Origin of the sequence: Paenibacillus jilunlii (genome assembly GCF_900102965.1) — a bacterium.
GTDB lineage: Bacteria > Bacillota > Bacilli > Paenibacillales > Paenibacillaceae > Paenibacillus_AQ > Paenibacillus_AQ jilunlii.
In genome coordinates this window covers 726,294-751,081 of the sequence record NZ_FNGM01000001.1, presented here as the reverse complement: position 1 = coordinate 751,081, position 24,788 = coordinate 726,294, and the positions used below count along the sequence as shown (strand labels likewise).

The window sequence follows — 24,788 nt, the reverse complement described above, 5'->3', positions numbered from 1 at the left end:
TGCCGCTATACGTCTACTGCCTGAACCTTTCAGACCCATTTGTCTCCACTCGGAGACGGATGGGTCTTTATTGTGTTGCCGTGCATATGAAAGGAGGCTTAGCACATACGAATATGATCTCAATGACGAACCTGTCCTATTCTTTCAGCACATCTCCAGAGGCTCCGGTATTCAGCGGACTGTCAATGAATGTGCGCCAAGGGGAATTCGTTTCTCTGGTTGGTGCCAGCGGCTGCGGCAAAAGCACACTATTTAAAATCATCGCCGGATTGCTTCAGCACACCGGCGGTGACCTTAATGTTCTCGGAACGATATCCTCCGATCCATCCCTACGCCTGGGCCGGATTGCCTATATGCCACAGCAGGATCTGCTGCTTCCCTGGAGAACTGTGCTGGACAACTGCCTGCTGCCCTGGGAGCTGAACAGAACAGGCAGCAAAACGGAAGCGGTAAGGAATATCCGCAATATGCTGGAGCGTTTTGGCCTGGAAGGTACAGAGCAGCGTTATCCGCACGAGCTGTCCGGCGGAATGCGCCAGCGGACCGCTATGCTGCGGACGCTGGCTGCCGGCCATAAGCTTATGCTTTTGGATGAACCCTTCGGAGCACTGGATGCCATCACCAAACGCGGGCTCCACCGCTGGCTGCTGGAGCTGTGGGGCAGTCTGGAACAGACTGTGCTGTTCATCACCCACGATCTGGAGGAGGCACTCCTGCTCAGTGACCGGATCTATCTAATGTCCGGCGGTGCTGGCGGCGGTGTACAGGAATTCCTGGTGGATCTTCCGCGACCCAGGCATTACCGCATGAACTATGAACCGCATTTTGCTGCTTTACGGGCGGATTTGGAGCGGAGGCTGTATGACACGTACATATCTTAAAAAGTTTTTGCACGAATATGGCCCCTTTGCCCTGCTGGTACTGCTGACTCTTGCCGTCTGGGAAAGCGCCGCCCGGCTGAAGCTTGTCCCTGCCTTCATTCTTCCGGCCCCTACGGCCATATGGACGGCAATGTTGGAGCAGAGACTGCTGCTCTTTAGAGAACATTTGCCCGCTACGCTGCAGGAGGTGCTGCTGGGGTTTGTGCTGTCCGTGTGCTGCGGTGTGCTGCTGGGTACCGGAATGCATATGTTCTCTCCGCTGGAGAAGGCGCTGTACCCTATACTGGTCATCAGCCAGACGATTCCGCTGATCGCGCTCTCCCCCATTTTTATAATGTGGTTTGGTTATACGCTGTGGAGCAAGGTGGCGGTGGTCTTTCTGACTGCTTTTTTTCCGGTCGTCATCGGCACTTATGACGGTTTGCACAAGAGCGGAGCGGTGTACAAAGAGCTGCTGCTCACACTTGGTGCGAACCGCTGGCAGATTCTGCGGAAAACCCAGATTCCTCCGGCACTGCCCTCGCTCTTTTCGGGACTCAAGCTCTCTATGGTCTACTGTGTGATTGGCGCAACGATTGGGGAATGGCTGGGCGGCAGCCGGGGGCTCGGGTATTTCAGCCGCCGGATGGCGGGCAATCTGCAAAGTGCAGAGATGTTCGCCGCTGTATTTCTTTTATCCGCACTCGGTATCATTCTGTTCTTAAGTATTAAGCTGCTCGAAAACATTATATTGCAGAAAAGAGGCATTCACCGATGAACATCTTTCCCTCAGGACATTCTGTTAGTAAAACGAAGCTCTCCTTGCTCTCCCTATCGCTGCTTCTATGCCTTACCCTTGCTGTAAGCGGCTGTGGAGGCGGCAGCAATGCTGCTCCAGCCAGCTCCGCTTCAGCAGATCACGCCCAGCAGCCCCACAAGCTGACGATTATGCTCGACTGGTATCCGAACGCCGTTCACTCCTTCCTGTACGCTGCACAGCAGAAGGGCTATTTCGAAGAGGAAGGCCTGGATGTTGATATCCAGATGCCCGCAGACAGCAATGATGCCCTGAAGCTGGTAGCTGCCGGCAAAGCCGATCTGGCCTTAAGCTACCAGCCGCAGGTGCTGATGGCCCGTGGAGAACAGATCCCGGTGAAGGCTGTCGCCGCAATCGTCCGGCATCCGCTGAACCATCTGATGGTACCGGCGGACAGCGGGATCAAAAGCCCGAAAGAGCTGGCAGGGAAAAATGCCGGATATTCTTCGATCCCCTTGTACGAAGCTATGCTGAAAACAATGGTCAAAAGCGATGGCGGCGATCCGTCCGCAGTGAAGCTGACCGATGTGGGTTTTGACCTGATTCCGGCCCTTTCGACCGGACGGGTGGACGGAATTATCGGCGGATTTATTAACCATGAGCAGCTGATTCTGGAAAAGGAAGGGCATCCGGTCATTTCGCTGGACCCTACGGATTACGGCGTTCCCGACTACTACGAACTGGTTCTGGTTGCAAGCGATCTGGGCTTGCAAAATTCTGAAGGATACATCGGGAAGTTCATAGCAGCGGCACGCAAAGGACAGCAATTTGTTGCCGAGCACCCGCAGGAGGCGCTGGACCTTCTGATGGCTCATGAGGATGCTACTGCTCCCCTGGACAAAGACATCGAAACCAAAAGCCTTGAGCTGCTGCTTCCCCTGATGGATGCCGGCGATGAACCGTTTGGCTATCAGGACCCTGCATCATGGGAGAAGGTTAAGACCTGGCTGAATGAGAACGGACTGCTGAATGGCGATTTCAAGGCGCAGGAGGCTTTTATTAATTTGTGAAGTGTGTTGCATTTTATACATTTGATTGCTTAAAGTTAGGCAAAAAAAGCCGTATGCTTGCGAAGCCATCTTTATACGAAGTGTAATCGAAGAAGTCTGCAATCACATAACTTTTAGGAGGAATCTTCATGTCTTTCTTATCCAAAGTGCGGGCCAGCAATCCGCTGGTGCACAACATTACTAATATTGTAGTCGCGAATTTCAGCGCCAACGGGCTGCTGGCGCTGGGGGCTTCACCTTTTATGGCTGACGCGCATGAAGAAGTCGCGGATATCGCCGCCATGTCGGGCGCGGTTGTGCTGAACATCGGCACATTGAATGATTATGCCATTGAATCCATGCTGCTGGCAGGCAAGGCTGCGAACCGCCATAACGTGCCGGTCGTGCTTGACCCCGTGGGTGCAGGAGCCACTGCTTACCGCACCGACGTTACCCATAAGCTGGTCAACCATATGCAGATTACCGCGCTGCGCGGCAATGTCGCGGAAGTGGCCCATGTCGTCGGCGAGAGCTGGAGCATCAAAGGCGTGGATGCCGGAGCCGGTGACGGCGATGTGGCCGCTTTGGCTGTACAAGCCGCGCTGAAGCTGAAGTGCGTGGTGATTGTCACCGGCAAGGAAGATGTTATCACGGATGGCAGCACCACCTATGTGGTCAGCAACGGCCATCCGGTTCTGACAAAGGTTACCGGCACCGGCTGCCTGCTCAGTGCAGTCGTGGGCGCGTTCCTCGCAGCCAGCGAAGGGGCCTGGCTGGAAGCTGCTGCCGAAGCTCTCTCCTTCTATGGTGTAGCTGCGGAAATCGCCGAAGAACGGAGCCGCATGCAGGGGCCGGGCAGCTTCCAGGTTGAATTCCTGAATCAATTAGCCCTTGTTACTCCAGAAGTATATGCTGCACGCTCCCGTATTCAGCGGCTGGAACATTAATCACCACAGCTTCACCAAAGGAGACTTCGCGATGACAGACTCAAATAGAACTAAAGTTATTAAGGCTTTGACGGTCGCCGGCTCTGACAGCGGAGGCGGCGCCGGTATCCAGGCGGATCTCAAAACCTTTCAGGAGCTGGGTGTATATGGCATGTCTGCGCTCACCGCAGTGACCGCCCAGAACACCCTGGGGGTCCAAGGCGTGTATCCGCTGGAAGCGGAAGCCGTTGCCGCACAGCTCGATTCCATCGGGGCGGATCTTACACCCGATGCCGTTAAAACCGGCATGCTGTTCAGCAGCGGGCTCATCCGCACCGTTGCCCAAAAATTCCGGCAATATGGCTGGACTAAGCTGGTAGTCGATCCGGTCATGGTTGCCAAAGGAGGTTCTCCCCTGCTTCAGCAGGAAGCCGTTCAGGCTTTGATTGCCCATCTGCTGCCGTTATCCTTAGTTATCACTCCCAATATCCCTGAAGCAGAAATTCTGACCGGGATGAAGATCTCCGGCATGGCTGACCGGGAAGCCGCAGCCAGGCTTGTCCACGCCATGGGACCGCGGTATGTGATCCTCAAGGGCGGTCACGATGAGGAAGGAGCACAGGTGACTGACCTTCTATATGATGGTGAACAGTTCATTTATTTACAGAGTCCCCGGATTGCTACCAGGCACACGCATGGAACCGGCTGCACCTTTTCCGCAGCTCTCGCGGCCGGATTGGCACTAGGCCATTTAGTTCCGCAGGCGGTTCATACCGCCAAGGCTTTTATCCAGGCAGCTATTGAAGACGGACTCAATATAGGTGCCGGACACGGTCCGACGAATCACTTTGCCTATCAGAACAGACTAAGGGGGCAGCGCTAATGCAGCGTATGGATAGCGAGCATGTGCGCAGACTGCTAAAGCTGTACTTCATCATGGGCAGTGTGAACTGCAAGAGAACTCCACTGGAGACACTCGCTGAAGCGATGGACGGCGGGATCACTTTGTTCCAGTACCGTGAAAAAGGCAGCGCAGCATTCTCCGGGCAGGCATATGTTGAGCTTGCCCAGCAGCTCCAGCAGAAGTGCCGGGAGCGCAAGATACCTTTTATCGTAAACGATGACATCGAACTGGCCGTTGCCCTGGATGCAGACGGTGTGCATATGGGACAGAATGATGCCCCGGCACGTTCCCTCCGGGAGCGGATGGGAGCGCACAAAATCATCGGTGTCTCCGCCCATAACCTGAAGGAAGCACAGCAGGCCATTGCCGACGGGGCGGACTACTTGGGAGTCGGGCCGGTGTATCCTACTTCCTCCAAGGACGATGCTGAAGCAGTTCAAGGAACAGGAGTGATTGAGGAGCTGCGCCGCAGCGGACTTACCATTCCACTCGTTGGCATCGGCGGAATCACGGTGGACAATGCGCGGCCAGTAATCCAGGCGGGTGCTGACGGAATCTCTGTGATCTCCGCAATCGCCGGAGCCGCCGACATTAGGGAAGCTGCCCGGAATTTTCTGCGGGTAATTCAGCAGTAGCAGCGAAGTCGGGTTCCCATAACAAAAAAGCACAGCTGCCGCTTACGGTACGGCGCTGTGCTTTTTTTCTAACATCCAAATCCCCTCAGCGCCATCTGCCCATCACAACGGTATTATAGTACTTTCCGTCAGATACAGCCTTGACATTGCAGCCTGATTAGTTTACTTTATAAACAGTTTACAGCGGTAACTTTTTTTAGTAAAGGAAGGTGCAGCATGGCGGATCGGGAACACACCATAGAAGTGTATCAATCGTTTTTTGCGGTAGCCCGCCAGCTAAAGCGGCTCGCCCATCAAAGTGCGGCCAACCTTGGGCTGACTGTTCATCAGATCGGCATTCTGAATTTCCTGAGGCAGCATCCGGGCCAGACCCAAAAAGAGGTTACGGAACGTCTTGTGTACAACAAAAGCCGGGTCAGTCTGCAAATCGACGCCCTCGCGCTTAAGGGGCTGGTTACCCGCGCAGTTTCCGAGCTGGACCGCAGGGAGACAAGACTGTATCTCACGGATGAAGGCGAGGCGTTATGCCTGCGGTATAACGAGGAAGCTTGGTCCCATAAGGTGCTGGGCGAAGCCCTGGAGCAATTTTCGGCGCAGGAGCTGAACCAGCTGATCCACATGAACAAGCTGCTGCTGCTGCATCTGAACCCCTAAATCTATAGAAGCTGGTGATAGGATGTCCCGAGGTCGCATGAAATTCGACGACGACAACAAAAAAGCTAATCTGAGCAAAGCGCTATTGCTGCGCATAGCGGGATATTTCATCCCCTATTGGAAGCAGACCCTGCTCGTGATGGCGGTGCTGATTATGACTGCAGTCCTTGGCCTTCTGCCCCCCTTGTTCATTCAGCAGATTATTGACCAGGCGCTGCCGGATAAAAATATGCGGCTCCTCGTTCTGCTTGTTCTTGCATCACTGGGGACGACGGTCATTTCCGGCCTGTTAGGTGTGCTGCAGAATTATTTGAATTCTTTCATCTCACTGCATATTGTCTATGATATGAAAAACCAAATGTACCGCCATCTGCAAAAGATGCCGCTGCAGTTCTACTCCGGGGTCCAGCAGGGAGAAGTGATCACGCGGATGACCAGCGATATTTCAGGTGTCCAGGGCGTATTCAGCAACACGGTGGTCAATTTTGCCAGCAATCTGTTCATTCTCGTCTCCACTACTGTAACGCTGTTCATTATGAACTGGAAGCTGGCCCTGCTCGGAATTCTTGTGATCCCTTTGTTCGTTGTCCCTACCCGCAAAATGGGCAATATCAGCTGGAAGCTGGCTAAGCAGACCCAGGAAAAAATCTCCGAACAGAATCAGATCATCCAGGAAACTCTCAGCATCAGCGGATATCTGTTAATGAAGCTGTTCACTAAAGAATCTGCAGAGTACACCAAATTCCAAACGGTCAACTCGGAGGCCACCAGCCTGCAAATCCGGCAATCCATGGCCGGCCGCTGGTTCATGATGGTTCTGTCCACGTTTACCAGCATCGGTCCGCTTCTGATCTACTTGTATGGCGGGTATCTGTTCATCCGGGGAGAGCTTTCTATAGGGGCTATCGTAGCATTTGTCGCTCTGCTGGGCAGACTTTACGGACCTGTGCTGCAGATGACAAATCTCTATGTGGATATTAAGCGCTCCGCCGCGCTGTTTGAACGGATCTTTGACTATTTTGACATGAAGCCGTTGATTGTTGACAAGCCGGAAGCCCGGCACATCAGCGCTGCGGGCAGAGATATCGCCTTTCACGGGGTTTCTTTTGCCTATCAGCCGGATAAAACAGCGCTGCACGGAATCTCGTTCACCGCCGCTGCCGGCACTCTCACCGCACTGGTCGGCCCCAGCGGAGCAGGCAAAACGACTATTACCAATCTCATCCCGCGCCTCTATGAAACAGATTCAGGTATCATCACGATTGGAGACAGTAATATCCGGGACTTTACACTGGAATCGCTTCGTGCGCAGATCGGCCTGGTGACGCAGGACACGTATCTGTTCAACGGGACGATCCGGGAGAATCTGCTGTACGCAGACCCCGGAGCCAGCGAAGCCCGGATTATTGCCGCCTGCCAGGCTGCATATATCCATGATTTTATTATGAGTCTGCCTGAAGGGTACGATACCGTGGTGGGCAACCGGGGCGTCAAGCTGTCCGGAGGCGAGAAGCAGCGGATCTCCATCGCCCGTGTGCTGCTGAAGAATCCGCCGGTCATCATTATGGATGAAGCGACCTCTTCCCTCGATACCGCCTCGGAATATTATATCCAGCAAGCTATGCATTCCCTGCTGCAGGGGAAGACCAGCATCGTGATCGCCCATCGGCTCTCCACCATCATGGCGGCGGATCAGATTCTCGTCGTGCAGGCCGGGACCATTGTCGAGGAAGGGACGCATCAGTCGCTCCTGGAGCAGCACGGAGTATACCGGGATTTATACGATAAGCAGTACGAGCCCAAGGTGCTGACTTAGCAGTAAGGAAGGCTAAACCGTTCGGTTTATTTCCCTATCTACATTTTCAAGTGGAAAAAGGTACACTAATTTCATCGAGCACCCTGTGCACCGGTAGTTTAGGTGGAAAAAGTTGCACTAATTCAGCTTATAACGCCTGCGTCGAAGTAATTTGGCCCAATTAAGTTTCCTTTCCACTTAATTCTCAAGATTCTTGATTTTGTGGAGAAATAAGTTTCCTTATTCCAACTTGTGCTTGCTCACCGGCTTTATTGCAACAGCTAATTGATAAAATATTCATTTCCTGAAAAAAATCCGTATTGCGCCAATGCAGGGAGCGGCACAATACGGATTTTCTTTTACTTTGGCATTTGGGCGAGGCCATGTTCCAGGGGTTTGAGTTTATCCATCCATCCGTTAACCGGTTCGTATGAACCATTTTGGATTAGCTGGCTGTAGGTGTCCACAAAGCCGCCGTCTCCGGCCGTTTGTCCCGCCCACTTATAGAACTCGGGGAATTTCGCCTTAGCTTCATCCAGCCGGTCCAGGAGCAGATAAACATCGATCAATGCCTCAAAATTATTTTCTGTGGGAGCTGACTTATATTCCTGTTCCTTCAGCGGCAGCTGGTCTTTATAATATTGCAATGTTCCGGCAGTGTTCGGGACATATTGGTTATCCTTGAGTTCATAAACCGCAAACAAAGCAGGACCCAGCGGCATCTGGCCGGAATAAGGGCTGGCTAACAGCTCCAGCTTGCCGTCCTGATCGGCATCCTCATATTTCAGGAGAACATTATCGTGTACAGTAACCTGCAGCGCACCGTTTATTTCCTCAAGAACAATATACGCCGATTCCGGCCGGTTGTCCGCCAGGCTGAACAGCAGCGTCGGCCGGTCATTTTGCAGGAGCGCTTCTGCCCAAACCTTCTTGGCCTCATCAAAGCTGTACCCTCCTTCAAAAACCAATCCCTTCTTTTTACTGTCAAAAAGGATCTCACCGTTCTTGGCAACCACAAACTGCGTGTAATTGAATTCACCGCTGTTCCAGTAGTAAATCTCGTAGTTGTCACTGTTAAGCACTATAGAGTCTTTGTGAACAAAACCTGTATATTGATCCTCAATCCGGGATGATGCCGCAGCAGAACCTTCCGGCGAGGGAATTGGCGTTACAGCCGGTGAAGCCGGCGGCGATGGTGATGTCAATACAGCAGCCGCAGTAGCCTCGCTCGTGTCTTTATTGCTGGAATCCCCTGTACCCCCATTTGATGAACAACCGGCAAGAACCAATAAGATGATCAAAATACTGACAATCCGCATGAGCGTAGTCCTCCTCCAACATTCTCTATTTCTACAAATCCTCAGAATGGCTTAGCTTTGCAAAAAGTTCCGCCAGTTCGGTCTGCTCCAGATGCCTCCACTGCCCTCTCTCCAGCCCGCTGAGTACAATATTCATAATCCTGATCCGCTCCAGCCGGAGCACCCGGTAACCCAGCTCCTTGCACATGCGGCGGATTTGCAGATTCAACCCTTGCTTGAGCACAATCCGAAATTCATTATCGCTGATTCTGCCTGTCTCGCATGGCAGAGTCCGGGTGCCCAGGATATCCATGCCAGCAGCCATTCTGTGCAAAAACTCATCGGTCACGGGTTTGTCTACAGCAACCGAATATTCCTTCTCATGCCCGTTCTCTGCACGCATCATCCGGTTTACGATGGAGCCGTCATTGGTAAGAAGGATTAAGCCTTCCGAATATTTATCGAGCCTGCCCACCGCAAATATCCGGGACGGGTATCCCACAAAATCAATGATATTCCCTTCTACCTCACGGGAGGATGTGCAGGTAATGCCTGCAGGCTTGTTAAGTGCCAGGTAAACCAGCTTCTTGGTGACCGTTGTGACCGGCTCTCCGTCGACAGCTACAAGGTCGCCCGGCTCCACTTGCGCACCTTTGTCACAAGGCTGCCCATTGATCGTAATCCGCCCGGCAGCAATTAATCTGTCGGTCTCCCGGCGCGGATAAAGCCCGCTCCCGCTTATGTATTTGTTGATTCTCATGTCTGGCTCCGCTCTCTTACTTAATGGACAACATCTGACCGGCGCGTGTTATCCCTACAGGTCCAAGTCAGATGCTATTTAATGATGATTTATGAGCAACCGGCTATTTTACTTGCTGCTCCCGGTTTGTTTTGCACTGCCGCCCTTTGCCGCGGACGCGCTTTTGCCGCCAGTTCCCCCGGCAGTTCTTCCTTTGACCGCCTTCACAGGCTTAGCCGTTTTGTTCCAGCGGGTCCAGCCTTTGCTCCCTGTGCCTCTGCCTGTGCCGCCGCCTTTACTTTTTGCCACTCTATCACTCCACCCGGTATTTAGTTTTCGTCCTGCCATCATCTATCTTACCATTTCATGTACAATATGTCAGGTTCATACGCCAACAGCCTGCCGGAGATCCTCCGGCAGGCTGTTGTTCGCCAAATCATTATAAGGAATTATTTCGGCTGGATATAGCCTTCGGCTTTGAGCAGCTCGGCGATCAGCACCGCTCCGCCGGCGGCGCCTCTTACCGTATTATGGGACAGGCTGACAAATTTATAATCGTACAGCGAATCCTCGCGGAGTCTTCCCGCCGAGATGCCCATGCCGTTCTCGATGTCACGGTCCAGCTGCGTCTGCGGACGGTTTTCCTCTGCGAAATAGGTAATGAACTGCTTAGGTGCGCTTGGCAGGCCGAGCGCCTGCGGACGGCCTTGAAAGCTGTTCCAGCGTTCCAGAATCTCTTCCTTGGAAGGCTTTTGCTCAAAGGAGGCGAATACGGCGGCCATATGGCCGTCTGCAACCGGAACACGGATACACTGGGTCGTAATGACAGGCTGCTCGCTTTTTACGATGCCTTCATCGGTCACATTGCCCCAGATCCGCAGCGGCTCCTGCTCGCTCTTCTCTTCTTCGCCGCCAATATAAGGGATGACGTTATCGACCATTTCCGGCCAATCGGCAAACGTCTTGCCTGCTCCGGAAATCGCCTGGTAGGTTGTAACTACAACCTTCGAAGGCTTGAAATCCTGAAGCGCATGCAGTGTAGGCATATAGCTCTGAATCGAGCAGTTGGGCTTCACGGCGATAAAGCCGGTTTCCGTACCCAGACGTTTACGCTGCTGGGCAATCACTTCCAGATGCTCCGGGTTGATCTCAGGGATCACCATAGGAACATCCGGCGTCCAGCGGTGCGCGGAGTTATTGGAAATGACCGGAGTTCCTGTGCGCGCATAGGCCTCTTCCAGTGCCTTAATTTCTTCTTTTTTCATATCAACGGCACAGAAAATCAGATCGACATCCTTAGCCACTTCCTCAACCTTGGAGGCATCCTGCACCATGATACTTTTGACAGCTTCAGGCATAGGAGTGGACAGCTTCCATCTGTTTTTGACCGATTCTTCATAAGTCTTGCCTGCCGAGTTTGCACTTGCAGCAATAGCCGTTACCTGAAACCATGGATGATTCTCAAGCAGTGCAATAAAACGCTGGCCCACCATACCGGTACCCCCGACGATACCCGCTCTCAACTTACTTGACATAAGAATTCATTTCCTTTCAAGCCGCGCCCATCGATAGGTGCTTTTTAATAACCGATTATAAATGATATATGCAGCTTACACAATATGTGATTGTAAAGAAGCGGCATTTGGAAAAAAATATCGGCTGTCATGAAGCCCCGAGACGTTTGGCCAGCCCGCCGAGATCCTGGCCTTTGAGCGCCCCTTCTACAAGCACGGGCAGCAGGGCCGGCGTACAGGCGAAGCATGGTGTGCCGTCACGGGACAGCTGTCCGGCCAGACGCTCATCATAGGAGGGCTTCCCTTCATCCGACAGCGCCAGCAGCGTCATCGTGCGGACACCCGATTCGCGCAGTTCGCGCATCCGCCGGACCAGCCCGGCCTGGTTGCCGTTCTCATACAGATCCGAGACGATAATGAACAACGTCTTCTTCGGTTCTTCAATGAACTGCTCGCAGTATTTCACCGATTTGTGGATGTCCGTTCCCCCGCCAAGCTGAATCCCGAAAAGCATATCCACCGGATCATTCGCACACTGTTCAGTCAAATCCACTACTTCGGTATCGAAGACCACTACACGGGTATTCAGCGCCGGAATGCTGGCGAAGATGGACCCGATGACCGAAGCCCAGATAATCGAGCTGGCCATCGAACCGCTCTGGTCAATATCGACAATAACGGTCCATTCCTTGCTGCGGCGCGCCCGGTCAAAATAATAAAAGCGTTCGGGGATAATCTTCCGCCGCTCCTGATTGTAATGCTTGAGATTCCGCTGGATGGTCAGCTTCCAGTCCAGCCCGCTGAGCGAGGGCAGCGGAGAATGCTGCCGCTTGTTCAGCGCTCCGGTAACAGCACGGCGGATATCGGTCTCCAGCAGCTTGACCAGGTCATCCACCAGCGCCTTGACCAGCATTCTTGCGGTGTCTTTGGTCTTCTCCGGGATTTTGCCCTTGAGTGACAAAAGTGTGCCTACCAGCTGGATATCCGGCTTCACCGCCGCCAGCAGCTCCGGCTCGAACAGCAGCTGCTTCCAGCCCCGGCGTTCCATGGCATCGCTCTGGATGATCGAGACCACATCTTCAGGGAAATAACTGCGCACATCGCCCAGCCATTTGGAGAGATGCAGGGCAGCATGGCCGGTCCCTGCCCCTTTGCCTCTGCCGCCGGGAGAATTGCCGGAGCTGCTTCCCCCGCCTGTCTCATCATAGATGGCGGCAAGCGCTGAATCCATGATCATTTCCTCTTCAGTCAGATGGAGCTGGCCGCCTTCACCATAACCTGCTAGTGAAGCTTCGGCTTCCTGGCCCAGAATCAGCCGCCAACGGGTCACTGTGCTTTCTTGCTTGTTGTCGTTCATCATCTATAAATCCCCGAAGTCAAAATCATTCAAATCATCCAGCATTTTGGCTTCATCCTCCTTCAGTTCTCCGGTAAGGATCTCTGCCGCCTGCTCACTATCTACACCCCACAGCTCACCGAGCAGCTCGGAGATCATCGTTTTCTCTCTTGGCGAGAAGGTGCTGAACGCCCGGCGCAGAAACACCAGCGCCCGCTTGAATTCATCATCCTCAAGCGCATTGATATAATCGTTAAGCTGCTCCCAGAGGCTCATTCTGGACAGCAGTCCATACCGGTTGCGCATCGACAGGCCTTCAAACCAGCCCGCCCCGAGATCGGCCGGGATGCCGGGAGACAAACGGCGCGAAACTTCGGATGCAACCTCCTCAGCAGAGACCGCTCCACGCTCCATCAGAATGGCACAGGCGAAGCCGGACAACCGCGGATTGCGGTCATCCCGCTCTGACAAATGCAGCAGTTCCTGCAGCCACAGTGCTTCGTCTACCGTTTCGCTGTGGTCCAGCGAAATGGCGTTCAGCTCATTCATCGCCACAATCATCTGGCCTGCGGCCTCGTCATTGCAGCCGCTGGCATCCGGCAGGAACAGGCAGCCGCGCCGGAACAGCTCTTCCAGCAGCGGCGTGAGCGGCACGGTGTCCACCTTGCGGATGTCACCGAAGCCGATGATGGTTGCCAGCTCACGGGCAGCAGCGGCAATGCCGACTACATCGCGGCTGTCCACCGCCAGCCCCTGCAGCACCCGGCTGGCCTCCTCCATCTGTGCCGTCATTCCGCACTCGCAGGCGACCCGGATGAGCAGCGAGGCCTCTGCGATGGAACGGCAGGCCTGCAGCTTCTCACGCAGCATATATGCAGCCGCTACTTCAATCGTCTCCCCGAGCAGGGTCGATTCGACGACCTGGATTTCCACCTCCGGCGACCACTGGATGATCCAGTATTCCGCCCAGGTCGCCGCGTCTTGTCCACTGGGCCTGTTCTTGGCAAAAGTAATGCCCAGCAGCTTCAGCCTGTGGAACAATATCGACCGGTGCAGATCCAGATAGGCAGCTTCCTCGCTGGACACTCTGCGGTTCTCGCGAAGATCGAGCGGCAGCTCGCTGGCTACGGTCGATTTATACTTCTCCAGCTTATACCGCTTGAGCAGCCGGTTCAGATCATCCTGTATGGGTGTCTGGCTGACGCCATCGGCCAGATGGCCGATGGCCGTCCCCACATCCACCCGCACCAGGGCGTCGGCGATCACGGACAAATCGCCGTGGCCCAGCAGCGTCTGCGCGGCATCCCGCAAATCGCGCAGGGTAGGCGCGCTTCCACCATGCAGTGCAGCCAGCGACTCCGCCAGCCGCACCGCCTCGATCACCTCGGCGGTAGAGCGGTGTGTCCCGCTGCTGCGCAGATAGCCCGCCACTGTAGACAGATAGAGATGTGCCAGCTCCTCCGGCCTTCCGGAGGCCATCGTCTCCCACATCATCTCAAAGTAGTGCGGGGCTCCATTCCCCGCCCCATAACCTGACATGGTAGAGAGCTTGTAGTAGGAATACGGCATCAGCGTCAGCTTGGTGCTGCGCGAGGGCAGACCCGCCAGCTCCTTGTCAGCCAGGACATCCGACAGATCGGCAAGCGCTGAGGCATGGTACGCGCCACAGATAACCACGATTTTGTCCGGTGCGTGTCCGGCTGCGATTGTCTTCCGGATCTGCCGCCGCATATACGCCTCGCGCAGGGTGTTGTACGCATGCTCCTTCGGCTGCTCCAGCTGCTCCCTGCTCTCGGAGAGCAGGCGCATTTCGGCGGAGAACGAAAGAATGGCCGCACGGTACGCTCCGGCATTTGCGTTATGCTCGTAATTGCGTTCCCAATACATATCATAGTCATGCTCACCGGCAAGCCGGGCAATCCGGCTGTACACCGATTCCTGCTGCTCTGCCTCTTCTGTGGACGGCTCGCCCGCCTCATCCGCTTCCGGCTTCACTTCCCCCCTGCCGGAGGTGCCTTCCCGGCGCATAACATCCTGCAGGCTTAAAATGACCGAGGAGGGAAGATCAATAAACGCCGCCTCCGCCCCATTGTCCCTGGCCCATTTCATGCCCTGGTATTCCGGTGAATAGACCGCTAACGGCCACAGGGCAGTACGTACCGGCAAATCCTCCGTAAAAGCCAAGATGGCCACCGGAGGTTGCGTAGAGCGATGTGTCAAATGGCGGATTTCATCCGTGGCATCGCTTGGGCCTTCGATCAGCACCGCCGTCGGCTGAAGCTCATTCAGGTATTCCAGCAGATGCTTCGCGCCGCCCGGAGACAGGTGCCGCACTCCGAAAATATGTACCCCGGCTTCAGCAGTCGCGTTCACTCGTTCATCTCCTTACAGGCCTGGTAGAGACCGCGCCATTCCGCTCCTTTTTTCTTCATCACATTATCCAGATATTCCTTCCAGACCAGCTTATCCTTGTCATCATCCTTGACAACTGCCCCTTGAAGCCCGGCGGCAAGGTCACGGTCCGTCAGCTCGCCGTCCCCGAAGCTGGCCGCTAGCGCCATGCTGTTCGTCAGCAGCGAGATGGCCTCGGCGGTGGAGATAACCCCTGCAGGAGTTTTCACCTTCTCCTTCTTGTCCAGCGTCATGCCGCTGCGCAGCTCGCGGAAGATGGTCACAACCTTAAGCAGCGCTTCATCTGCCGGAACGGCTGCCCCCAGATTATAGGACGATGCAATCTCTGCCACCCGTTTTTTCACAATGGAGAGTTCCGTTTCGATATCGGTCGGCGCTGGCAGCACAATAATATTGAAGCGCCGCTTCAGCGCAGCCGACATTTCATTGACTCCGCGGTCTCTGGTATTGGCAGTGGCGATGATGGAGAAGCCCTTGCGCGCTCCCGCCTCCTTGCCAAGCTCCGGTACGGAGATGGTCTTCTCCGACAGGATGGAGATCAGCGCATCCTGCACTTCAGAGGCGCAGCGTGAAATCTCTTCAAACCGGGCGATTCCGCCGTCCTCCATGGCCCTCATAATCGGGCTTTTGACCAGCGCTTCAGGAGTCGGCCCGTTCGCCAGCAGCATGGCGTAATTCCAGGAATAACGCACATGCTCTTCACTGGTGCCCGCAGTTCCCTGGACGACCAGCCCCGAGTTGCCGTAAATCGCCGCAGCCAGATTCTCCGACAGCCAGGACTTGGCCGTCCCCGGCTCGCCGATCAGCAGCAGCGCCCGGTCCGTGACCAGCGTAGCAACCGCCATTTCGATCAGGCGCGTGTTGCCGATGTATTTAGGCGTAATCACCTTTTTGCCAGCCTTGCCGCCTGCGATAAATGTCAGCACCGCACGCGGAGACATCTGCCAGCCAGCCGGGATATTTCCTTTGTCCTCCTTGCGCAGCGCCTCCAGCTCTTCCTGATACAATACCTCTGCCGGCAGCCGCATATAATCCTTAAGCTGTTCTTGTTCCGTTGACATGGACATCTCTCCTTTGAACAGATCACTCTTCATTAATATTTATTCCTGACCCTTAAGATGATGGATCACATATTCCAGCTGAGCCCGGCTTTCGTAATATCTTTGATTAGGAACAAGGGCCTCCAGCCGGCTGTGGTAGCTTGCCGGAAAACCCAGCATAAGCTGGAACAGAAAATAATCAAATCTGTAGGGAAGATAGCTCTTTCCATTCTCCAGTACGGATATCAGCAGTTCATGCAGATCATGGTCCGGCATTCCCGACCGCGCAAGCCCCGTAAATAGGTTCGGAAGAACGTCATGATTCCGCAGCATCCGCTGCAATTCCTTCTGCCCGCTCAGCTTGTTCAGCAGATAGCGGCGGGATTCCGCGTGGTCCGGACGGGCAAAGGCGCATACCAGCTCCGGCACATCCCTGTGAATGAACAAATCCAGCCAGCGCGGGTCCCAGGCTGCTGCAATTTTATCAGGAGCAAGCATAGCCGTTTCACGATACTGCCGGTCCCTCTGCGGATCCCAGGCTGCGTCATACCATATCTCCTCTGCATTCATAACCTGCTCTTTGATCGTATCCATAAGCAGTTTATTACGCTGCGCAGAATCCTTGGTGACAACAGCTTTGAGCTTGTTAATCAGCGTACCGCCAAACTGCTTGTACAGCTCCTCCGCTGACATCAGCTGTTGTGCTGCCCGGAATAAGTGAGGAAAATAGCGGGAGTCGAGTTTTTCCAGGTGCTGCAGCTCTTCAAAGGCTGCTTCCGTACCTGCTCTCTGTTTGTACCAAGCCGCTTCATTCATTACAGTCGTGAAGCCCAGGGACGAAAAGCGCCCATGATCCTGGATCACATAGCTGTATAGCTCATCCAGCAGCGGATTCTGCTGCCCGGATAACACGGTCGTAAACGGCCGGATACTGTTCCACACCTGTTCCGTCTTTTTCTTGTCCTCATTTTTCTGCGGAGCTTCACGAAGCTCCTGCATATATAGAGCGGACAGCCTCTCCATAAGCGGTGCAGAAGAACTATATGCCAGAGCATCCGCCACCAGCTCCCGGTCCTTCTTCGCTGCAAAGGCTTCATACAGCCGGTCTTCGCCTTGTGATGATCCGCCTGTCGCCAGCGCTTTATATGCCGCTTCACGGATGACTTTTTTCTTGTCTTTGCTCCACTCCAGCAGGACAGGGAGGTACGCGTCATGCCCCCCGAGGCATTCGATCGCTGCTGCCCGGATATCGTCGCTGCCCTCTTCAGCAGCCTTGAAGATCTCTTCGAGCACTTCCGTTCCGCCTGCCTTGGCGATAACCTTCAGCTTGCGGACTTCGCTTTTACCGCCCGCCAGATTGAGTGTTTCGATCAAGTAACCGGTGATGGCAGGACCGTAGGACGGAAGAATGGCGGTCATGGCAAATTCGGCGATCTCCGAATAAGGATCATTCAAAGCTGCAATGGCCAGCGGAAGCAGGCGCAGGTCCTGAAACATGCCATCCTTAAAGGCTTCAATTACAATCTCATACCTGCCGCTGCCTGTTGTGGTCAAGGCCTGCCGCACAGCGGCCAGCTTCCGGTACGGGAGCCTGGTGTCGAGAGTGAAGTTTCGGCTGCGAAGTTCACCGGGAGCTTCATCAGGTGCGCTGACCCCTTGGGTATACAACACCGATTCCAATAGCAGCGTCAGCTCCTGCAGCCGCACTGCGGCAGGTGCTCCGTCACCTGCACCCGGTTCCACCAGAGAGGTGATGCCTTCTCCGAGCCGTTTGAAGACTGCCGCCCGCTCACCAAGCTGCTGAAACTGCGGCAGCAGCCGTTTCAGGCGGAAATCTCCTGCGGCCAGGTCACTGCCGGCGATATATAGTCTTCGGACTTCTTGATGAAGCTCTTGCAATAATGCTGTACTCATGGGCTGTCCCCCTATAGGTATATATAAGAACGTATTCGTATGTGCATGCTAGTACAGAAGCCGGGTAATGGCTCCGCCCTGGATAATTGTCAAAGGCTGGGCAACCAGCCGCCCCTGATCCAGAAGATGCTCGAACATCACCAGCACGCAGCAATCCTTCAGCACAGAGGCAGGCAGGAACGGCAGCAGCTCAAGCGTACCCTGAGGCAGCGAAGGAATGTCGCCCAGGACCAATTGGACTCCGGCATCATCAGTGATCACATACTGGCCGTTCTCCGTCACTCCCAGGCTGGCCGCATGCAGCAGCATGACAGGCGTTTTATCGCTGAGCGGATTTTTCAACTGATTTTTGACCTTCTTAAGCGCTTCTCCATATGAACGGCTTGCGCTTGCCGCAACCCGCTCCAGGTCTTTATCTTCAACAGCCCGGGATATCATTTCTTCATACCGCACCCGGACATTCATATCGCCGGGATAGGTGTACAGCAGCGGAATCTGTGCCAGCTCAAAAAAGCTGTCCTCCTCCCGCATCAGCTTCGCGGCCTTGTAAGGGCGGTAGCTTACGGTGCGGTGAACCTCGCCGCTTGCCAACTCCAGCCAATAGCCAAGATCCACGTACTCCTGACGGGCCGGATCATCGTAGCTGTAAAATGCCAGCTGCAGAAGTTCAACGGATTCTTTGACCAGGCTATATTCCTTCAGCTCAGACAGCTGCCAGGCATGCCCCAGCCATTCGTCGATAGTGGATTCATGATCGAGGGCAAGCTCGGGGTCCCCGGCTCTTGTGGTCAAATAGACCCGGGCTTTCTTAATAAAAGCATGAAGCCGTGTCAGCTGCTCCATGGCATATGTATAGCTTTCTTCCCGGTCTTCTCCCTTTCCCAGAAGCAGGGCGAAGCGGCGCAGCTCAGTCTGCGCTCCCGATAAATAGTAGTTGCCCAGCTGCTTCACATGCTCCTGAACGGTCTTAATCGTTTTGCTGTCGATGGTGGACAAGCCGCCGCGGATCAGAGACAGCACCAGCTTTTCCAGGAGGTCCAGACCTTCGAGCTGTGCGTTGATTTTTTTCTTCAAGGCAGATTTGTTGACCTTCTTGGGCTTGCTCTCCGTGCCTTCGGCAGCTTGCTTGGCTTTGTTTTCTTCCCGTTTCTCCGCCTTTTCACGCTTGGAGGAAATATCCTCCGGCACAGGGGCAGGCGTGAAAGGCTGTCCTTCCACGTAAGCATAGAGCAGGCCTAATGCGTGCTTGCAGGGAAATTGCCGGCTGGGGCAGGTGCAGCGGAACACAGGATTATCCGGTGTAATAAAATCTACGGAGCACTCGTAAGGGGTTTTCCCGCTCCCGGCGCATTGTCCAAAGAGCAGCTCTCCATTCTCAGAGGTATGCAGCTTGACAAAGCTCTTCTTACGCACCAGGCCCTGGCCATTCTTGATGGCAGCCGCATTGGGTGCGAGTGAATCTACATAAGATGTTGTAAGTTCAGGCAAATTAGGTTTCCTCCCGACTGTATTAGGTGGCCGCACAGCTGAAATAAAAGTATAGAAAAGCGCACATGCTTCTCATTACCCAAATCCGGGGATAAGATCACATGTTTGCATTTATCTTAGCAAAAATGCTCTCTGGTTCCAATCCGGCGGATGCCCAGGTGGGAAAAACAGGAATAAAGTCTTGTAAAGGGAATAGTCTTGACATTCATAAAAAAGAGACTCCCGCAGAGCCTCTTCATGTCCTCAATATACACATTTCTATTTAAACCAGCCCTTCTCCTTAAAGCGGGTGATGGCCTCTATCCGGTTGCCGACATCCAGCTTGTCAAGAATAACCGAAATATAGTTGCGTACGGTTCCGGTTGTGATATACAGCTGGCTGGCGATCTCTTTCGTATTTTTACCGTCGGCGATCAGCCCCAGCACTTCCTTCTCCCGCTGGGTCAGGGGGTTGGCTTCACCGCTGTAAGCCTCATCCATCAGCTCTGGAGCATAGAGCCGTTTGCCGGCCATCACACTGCGGATCGAGAGCGCAAGCTCCTCGCTCGGACTGTCTTTCAGCAGATAAGCACCGACTCCTGCTTTAACGGCGCGCTCAAAATAACCCGCCCGGGCGAAGGTGGTCAGAATCATGATTTTACAGTCTGAATCCTTCAGGGCTTCAGCCGCTTCGAGGCCGCTCATGGCCGGCATTTCAATATCCATGATGCAAATATCCGGCTGATGCTGCTGCACCAGCCTGACGGCCTCCTCCCCGTTCCCCGCCCGGCCCACAACCTTCATGTCATCCTCCAGGTCGAGCAGGGAGGCGAGAGCCCCCAGCAGCATGCGCTGATCCTCAGCGATTACAATATTAATCATAGCCCCTTTACCTCCTCCAGTTCCGGCTGCTTAAAAACATTTGGCACCCTAATAATGAGCGTTGTTCCTTGATCCTGCAAGACATCCATACTGCCGTTTACGAATTCGAGCCGTTCCCGCATCCCCTGCAGCCCGTGCCCCTTGTCATACAGGCTGCTTCCCTCAATCCCGGTACCATTATCTTTGACCTTGATCAGCAGATCCGTCCGCGATGGTTCAATCCGCACCTGGCAGAGTGTCGCTCCGCTGTGTTTCACTACATTGGTAACGGCCTCCTTCAGGCACATGCTCAGAACGTTCTCTGTGATTAACGAGGTATTGACAAGCTTCGGGCTGCCCTCCAGCTGGAACTCAATCTCTGCCGCCTCCAGCAATTGCCGGATCCGGATCAGCTCATCCTCCAGACGGATTCCGCGCATTTGCGTAACCATCTCTCTGACTTCCTTGAGCGCACTTCTGGCAGTCTGCCGGACATCGTTAATTTCAATCACAGCCTGCGCCGGATTTTTGTGGATCAATTTGCCGGCCAGATCGCTTTTGAGGCCAATGAGCGACAGCTTCTGTCCCAGCGTATCATGCAGATCCCGTGCTATCCGCTGCCGCTCCTCCATTATGACCAGCTCGGAGATCCGCTTGTTGGCATCCTCCAGCTGCCCCTGCAGCTTGTCCTGGTTATTGCGGTTGTAGGTGGTCGCGGGCAGCAGCACTACAGCGATCATGCTCACCAGCACGAATGGAAGCTGCGAAATGAAGACCCGGTTTCCGGTAATCATCTCATAGTTGATCGCAGCAATGGTCGTCAGCAGATGAATCGAATACAGAGTGAAAAAACCGGCTCTTTTCTGAATATTTCCGATAAAAAATGCAATAAACAACGCAAAATACATATACCCGAACAGCAGCGTCATTGTGATCGAGACAAGAATCTGTACACTGGTCCAGAAGTAAACCACCCAGCCTTTGGATTTGAACGAGAGGACATAACAGGTAAAAAACACTGCAACCATAACGATTCCATAGACCCACTGGTTTTGGTTGACCGAGGCGGAACGGAAGATGAAATAAAACGGCAAAATGTAAAAAACAACCCATACATAAGGGCTGAGACCCGTACTTTTGTGAAAAATATGATGCCACTTCTGCATGTCAGCCATCCTTTTAGCCAGCAAGATTGTACCCCCATTTTAGCATAAACCCTTCAGGTTCCCGCAATATCCCGCAAAAAAAGAGAAAGAGCAGCGCCGGCATTGACGTTCACCGGCTGCTTCTTTCTCCAACCCTATATTACTTGCTTTGGAATCCGGGTTTGATCACCTTCAGACCATCCGCTGCCGGCTTCGGCTGCTTCATTCTGGCCTTGATTTCCTTAAAGCCGACGAACCCCTTGTTCGCTTCATCCCATAAGCGGAAATGCAGCGCCTTCAGGCTGGTTCCGATGGTAATGGTCGTTGCATGCTGCAGCGGTTCAGATGCATTATGTGCCAGCTCCAGATTATAGTTCGGCACCTTCGGGCTCAAATGATGGACATGGTGGAAGCCGATGTTGCCGGTAATCCATTGCAGCAGCTTGGGCAGCTTGTAATACGAGCTTCCTTCTACCGCGGCTGAAACATAACTCCATTCCTCTTCATGCTCGAAGTAGGAATCCTCGAACTGATGCTGCACATAGAACAGCCAGATGCCGAGAAAGCCGGAGACGAATACGACCGGAAGCTGCACCAGCAGAAAAGCCTGCCAGCCCATCGCCCAGATCAGTGTACTGTAAAGTAACGCTATAGACACATTCGTCAAGTAAGTATTCATCCGTTCCTTGCGTCTTGCCCCTTTGGCATTGAACCGGTATTGAATCAGGAAAACGGCGATGGGACCGACTCCGAACATAATCAGCGGATTGCGGTATATGCGGTAGTACAGGCGTTTCAATGGTTTCGCGGCTATATATTCTTCTACGGTCATAATCCAGATATCGCCGATTCCCCGCTTGTCGAGATTGCTGCTCCCGGCATGATGGATAGAATGGCTGTGCTTCCACTGGCGGTATGGGACAAGCGTCAAGACTCCCGTGATAGTGCCGATGATATCATTGGCTTTGCGGTTTTTGAAGAACGAACCGTGGCAGCAGTCATGAAAAATAATAAACGTGCGGATCACAAACCCCGCCGCGGGGACCGCGAATAGAAGCGTAAGCCCATAGGATACCTGCAGGCTGAAATAAGCAGCCGTCCACAGAAGCACAAGCGGAACGAGGGTATTGATTAATTGTCTAATGCTTGCACGCTGGTTTGTTTTTTCAAAGGGAGCCATGCTTTTTTTCAGGCTGGAGAGCTGGGATGTCTGGTTGGTCGTCATCTTCTTGTTTCCTCCTTGGATGTGCCCCGTAACGGATACATTCATCTATCTTTATTATAGAGGAGGAAATGTCACCCTAGTAAGGCACAAACATCAACGATACAGTATGACATATGTCATACTCACGAGAGGGATGAGGGCTGAATGGTCTGCTTGTTCCTGTTTCTGAGGAGCGGCAGCAGAACGAGCGTGGCGATCAGAAACAGCACACCGCTTCCGGCAAATACGCCAAACAGCGAGAAGGCTTCTTTCAGATATCCGGCGAGGGTCATGCCAATGACCATAAACCCCATAAACATCGGCCCCATAATCCCGCCTACCCGTCCCATATAGGCTGTCTCGGTATTTTGCAGGATCAGCGTATTGATGCCAATGTGGATACAGGGGTAAAAGAATCCCGACAGCGTCTGAAGTGTGATCGTCAGCGCCGTATCATGTGACCAGCCGACCCCGATGGTACCGGCGGCACTCGCGAGCAGGCCTGCGGCCAGCAGCATTTGCGGCTTCACCTTCCGGCCAATCCCCATAATGACCGCTCCGCCAAGCAGCATCGCCGCTCCGTTCGCCATCATCACCCATTGCAGAAAACTTTTGTCTTTTCCCAGATTCTCAATAATCACGAATACCCCAAGCGGTTGAATCAATCCGGCAGCCAATCCGGCAAAAGCAAAAGCTGCCCCCAGATTCTTCAGTACTTTGCTTGCGCGCACATAGCCTAGACCTGCCTTGATTTCTGCATAGATCCCAGAGCGGATAAGTCCCGTTTCGCCTGCATCATCCTTAGGCAGCAGACTGAGAATAAGCGCCGAACCGGCAAACATTCCTGCCATGATGATAAGCGAAACCTCAATTCCGTAATGCTGATAGATGAACGCGCCCAGCACTGGTCCAATAACCATAAAAAACGCTGTAAGAGACTGGAACATCGCCATCACACCTTGCAGCTGTGCTTCCGGCACATGCTGCTTGAAAAGCTTCATGGCCGAAGGCTGGGAAAACTGCGACAGCACCGCAGATACAAAGGTTGCCAGCAGCAGGGCTTTCCATGAGCCACCCATAACGACCAGCAGCACAATCAATACAGATATCGCTGAGAGCGCATCACTTAGAATCATTGTTTTTTTCGGACGCCAGCGGTCAGCGAAGGTTCCCCCTACAATGGCAAACAGAAATATTGGCGCAAATTCTACGACCGAGATCAGCGATACATAAAAAGGGTCGTTATTTGTGATTTCCGTTACATACAGCAGAATGGCAAAGTTGCGTACCCACACTCCCAGCTGCAGTAAAACCCTGGACATCACAACCGTCCGTACATACTTGTTCCTAAACACTTTAATCCCTCCAAAAAATAAACAAATTATTATTACGTTTATTAATATATAGATTATTTATTATTTTGTCTATATTTAATTAGATAAATATCAAAGTTGTTTGTTTTTTGAACACAAAAAAAATCCTCTATCCCGAGTTCGCCCGGCCCAGAGGCCAAGCGCTTAAGATAAAGGATTATTGTGATCAACTCTTGTTGGCAAATTCAATTCACCAGCTTCATGCGGATGCCGAGAACCACTGCTTGTGTCCAGTCCTCCGCGTCAAACTTTTTGCAAAATGCTGTGCACATGGGTTTTGACAGTTCCTTCTGAAACGTTATGACTATAATGATTACCATTGTTTTTGTAATCTTTTTTATTACCCGCCAAATCAGCAAAAAACAGGTCACGCGGGCTGGATTTTTAATTCTGCCCCTCCTATTGGCTAAACAGACTATTCAAAAAGGCCCTGATTCCTTGACTCCGGCACACTAGCCGAATTACCGGCAACCGCGGTGTTACCGGCCGGAATCGGATTATGACAGGCATTCTTGACCGAAGTATTTACCGAAGGCTGTACAGTCTAATCCCAGGTTAGCTCCCACGCCGTGCAGTATTTGCTGGCTTGGGTGATTCTTGTGCTTGGCCGTTTCCTGATCCGGTGTGTATTCCAGGACGGACTCCCTGGCTCCATGTCCCAGGAATGGCTGATCTGGACGGGACTTGCTCTCACTTGGTTTACCCGGAGTACGGTCCTTTACCTGCGTTACCCGGTGATTGCTGAAACCTTGCAGCAAAATCGGGCACACAGATAAGTTTGGGGCAAACTGCCCCGCCAGAACCCAGCCACATCACCTCACCTTGGCTCAACAACGGCATTTCTGCCGTTGTTTCCAGCCACACCGCCTCACCCTGGCTCAACAACGGCATTTCTGCCGTTGTTT

The 24,788-nt window shown here is 53.5% G+C and carries 21 protein-coding genes and 1 pseudogene; 8 read left to right on the top strand and 14 right to left on the bottom strand.

The features are described from left to right. Positions 1-86 precede the first annotated feature (86 nt). From BLQ82_RS03570 to BLQ82_RS03535, 8 genes are all read left to right on the top strand, one after another. Positions 87-881 (top strand): ABC transporter ATP-binding protein, encoded by a 795-nt coding sequence (locus BLQ82_RS03570; RefSeq protein ID WP_244280682.1) that lies wholly within the window; start codon positions 87-89, stop codon positions 879-881. Further along, positions 862-1,638 (top strand): ABC transporter permease, encoded by a 777-nt coding sequence (locus tag BLQ82_RS03565; RefSeq protein ID WP_062521605.1) that lies wholly within the window; start codon positions 862-864, stop codon positions 1,636-1,638. The genes BLQ82_RS03570 and BLQ82_RS03565 overlap by 20 nt, the downstream gene beginning before the upstream one ends. Continuing rightward, positions 1,635-2,687, top strand: coding sequence for an ABC transporter substrate-binding protein (locus tag BLQ82_RS03560; RefSeq protein WP_062521603.1), 1,053 nt, complete (start codon positions 1,635-1,637; stop codon positions 2,685-2,687). The genes BLQ82_RS03565 and BLQ82_RS03560 overlap by 4 nt, the downstream gene beginning before the upstream one ends. Positions 2,688-2,815: 128 nt before the next feature. Beyond that, on the top strand, positions 2,816-3,613 hold the full coding sequence (gene thiM / locus BLQ82_RS03555) for a hydroxyethylthiazole kinase (protein WP_062521601.1): 798 nt from the start codon (positions 2,816-2,818) through the stop codon (positions 3,611-3,613). A gap of 31 nt (positions 3,614-3,644) precedes the next feature. Next, complete coding sequence (thiD, locus tag BLQ82_RS03550; protein WP_062521600.1) at positions 3,645-4,475, top strand: bifunctional hydroxymethylpyrimidine kinase/phosphomethylpyrimidine kinase; 831 nt, start codon at positions 3,645-3,647, stop codon at positions 4,473-4,475. Continuing rightward, a complete protein-coding gene (thiE, locus tag BLQ82_RS03545; protein WP_062521597.1) occupies positions 4,475-5,131 on the top strand; it encodes a thiamine phosphate synthase in 657 nt (218 codons plus the stop codon). Before thiD ends, thiE begins: the two co-directional genes overlap by 1 nt. A gap of 216 nt (positions 5,132-5,347) precedes the next feature. Next, on the top strand, positions 5,348-5,785 hold the full coding sequence (locus tag BLQ82_RS03540) for a MarR family winged helix-turn-helix transcriptional regulator (protein WP_062521595.1): 438 nt from the start codon (positions 5,348-5,350) through the stop codon (positions 5,783-5,785). 37 nt (positions 5,786-5,822) lie between these two features. After that, on the top strand, positions 5,823-7,601 hold the full coding sequence (locus tag BLQ82_RS03535; RefSeq protein WP_244280681.1) for an ABC transporter ATP-binding protein: 1,779 nt from the start codon (positions 5,823-5,825) through the stop codon (positions 7,599-7,601). A gap of 338 nt (positions 7,602-7,939) precedes the next feature. Here BLQ82_RS03535 and BLQ82_RS03530 read toward each other — a convergent pair whose 3' ends face one another. From BLQ82_RS03530 to BLQ82_RS32330, 14 genes and pseudogenes are all read right to left on the bottom strand, one after another. After that, on the bottom strand, positions 7,940-8,899 hold the full coding sequence (locus BLQ82_RS03530; RefSeq protein WP_062521592.1) for a hypothetical protein: 960 nt from the start codon (positions 8,897-8,899) through the stop codon (positions 7,940-7,942). A 31-nt stretch (positions 8,900-8,930) separates the two neighbouring features. Beyond that, positions 8,931-9,638, bottom strand: a complete 708-nt coding sequence (locus tag BLQ82_RS03525) for a pseudouridine synthase (protein WP_062521590.1) — start codon at positions 9,636-9,638, stop codon at positions 8,931-8,933. A gap of 108 nt (positions 9,639-9,746) precedes the next feature. Continuing rightward, on the bottom strand, positions 9,747-9,965 hold the full coding sequence (locus tag BLQ82_RS03520; protein ID WP_062521716.1) for a DUF3934 family protein: 219 nt from the start codon (positions 9,963-9,965) through the stop codon (positions 9,747-9,749). Positions 9,966-10,066: 101 nt separating this feature from the next. Beyond that, positions 10,067-11,152 (bottom strand): aspartate-semialdehyde dehydrogenase, encoded by a 1,086-nt coding sequence (gene asd / locus BLQ82_RS03515; protein WP_074647715.1) that lies wholly within the window; start codon positions 11,150-11,152, stop codon positions 10,067-10,069. 127 nt (positions 11,153-11,279) lie between these two features. Continuing rightward, on the bottom strand, positions 11,280-12,491 hold the full coding sequence (locus BLQ82_RS03510; RefSeq protein ID WP_425281067.1) for a VWA domain-containing protein: 1,212 nt from the start codon (positions 12,489-12,491) through the stop codon (positions 11,280-11,282). Continuing rightward, a complete protein-coding gene (locus tag BLQ82_RS03505; RefSeq protein WP_074647712.1) occupies positions 12,492-14,840 on the bottom strand; it encodes a DUF5682 family protein in 2,349 nt (782 codons plus the stop codon). Beyond that, on the bottom strand, positions 14,837-15,940 hold the full coding sequence (locus tag BLQ82_RS03500) for an AAA family ATPase (protein ID WP_062521712.1): 1,104 nt from the start codon (positions 15,938-15,940) through the stop codon (positions 14,837-14,839). Before BLQ82_RS03500 ends, BLQ82_RS03505 begins: the two co-directional genes overlap by 4 nt. 39 nt (positions 15,941-15,979) lie before the next feature. Next, positions 15,980-17,833, bottom strand: a complete 1,854-nt coding sequence (locus BLQ82_RS03495) for a HEAT repeat domain-containing protein (protein WP_062521586.1) — start codon at positions 17,831-17,833, stop codon at positions 15,980-15,982. A 48-nt stretch (positions 17,834-17,881) separates the two neighbouring features. After that, the gene (locus tag BLQ82_RS03490; protein WP_062521585.1) at positions 17,882-19,321 is read right to left on the bottom strand and encodes an SWIM zinc finger family protein; all 1,440 of its coding nucleotides are present in this window, start codon (positions 19,319-19,321) and stop codon (positions 17,882-17,884) included. Between the two features lie 258 nt (positions 19,322-19,579). Next, complete coding sequence (locus tag BLQ82_RS03485; protein WP_062521583.1) at positions 19,580-20,182, bottom strand: response regulator transcription factor; 603 nt, start codon at positions 20,180-20,182, stop codon at positions 19,580-19,582. Further along, entirely contained in the window at positions 20,179-21,327 is a 1,149-nt protein-coding gene (locus BLQ82_RS03480) for a sensor histidine kinase (RefSeq protein WP_062521710.1), read from the bottom strand. Before BLQ82_RS03480 ends, BLQ82_RS03485 begins: the two co-directional genes overlap by 4 nt. 139 nt (positions 21,328-21,466) lie before the next feature. Further along, positions 21,467-22,531, bottom strand: a complete 1,065-nt coding sequence (gene desA / locus BLQ82_RS03475) for a Delta(5) desaturase DesA (RefSeq protein WP_062521581.1) — start codon at positions 22,529-22,531, stop codon at positions 21,467-21,469. Between the two features lie 122 nt (positions 22,532-22,653). Next, positions 22,654-23,865: an MFS transporter gene (locus tag BLQ82_RS03470; RefSeq protein WP_074647709.1), complete on the bottom strand. Its 1,212-nt coding sequence runs from the start codon at positions 23,863-23,865 to the stop codon at positions 22,654-22,656. 717 nt (positions 23,866-24,582) lie between these two features. Then, a pseudogene (locus tag BLQ82_RS32330) lies at positions 24,583-24,788 on the bottom strand (hypothetical protein); the annotation flags it as partial.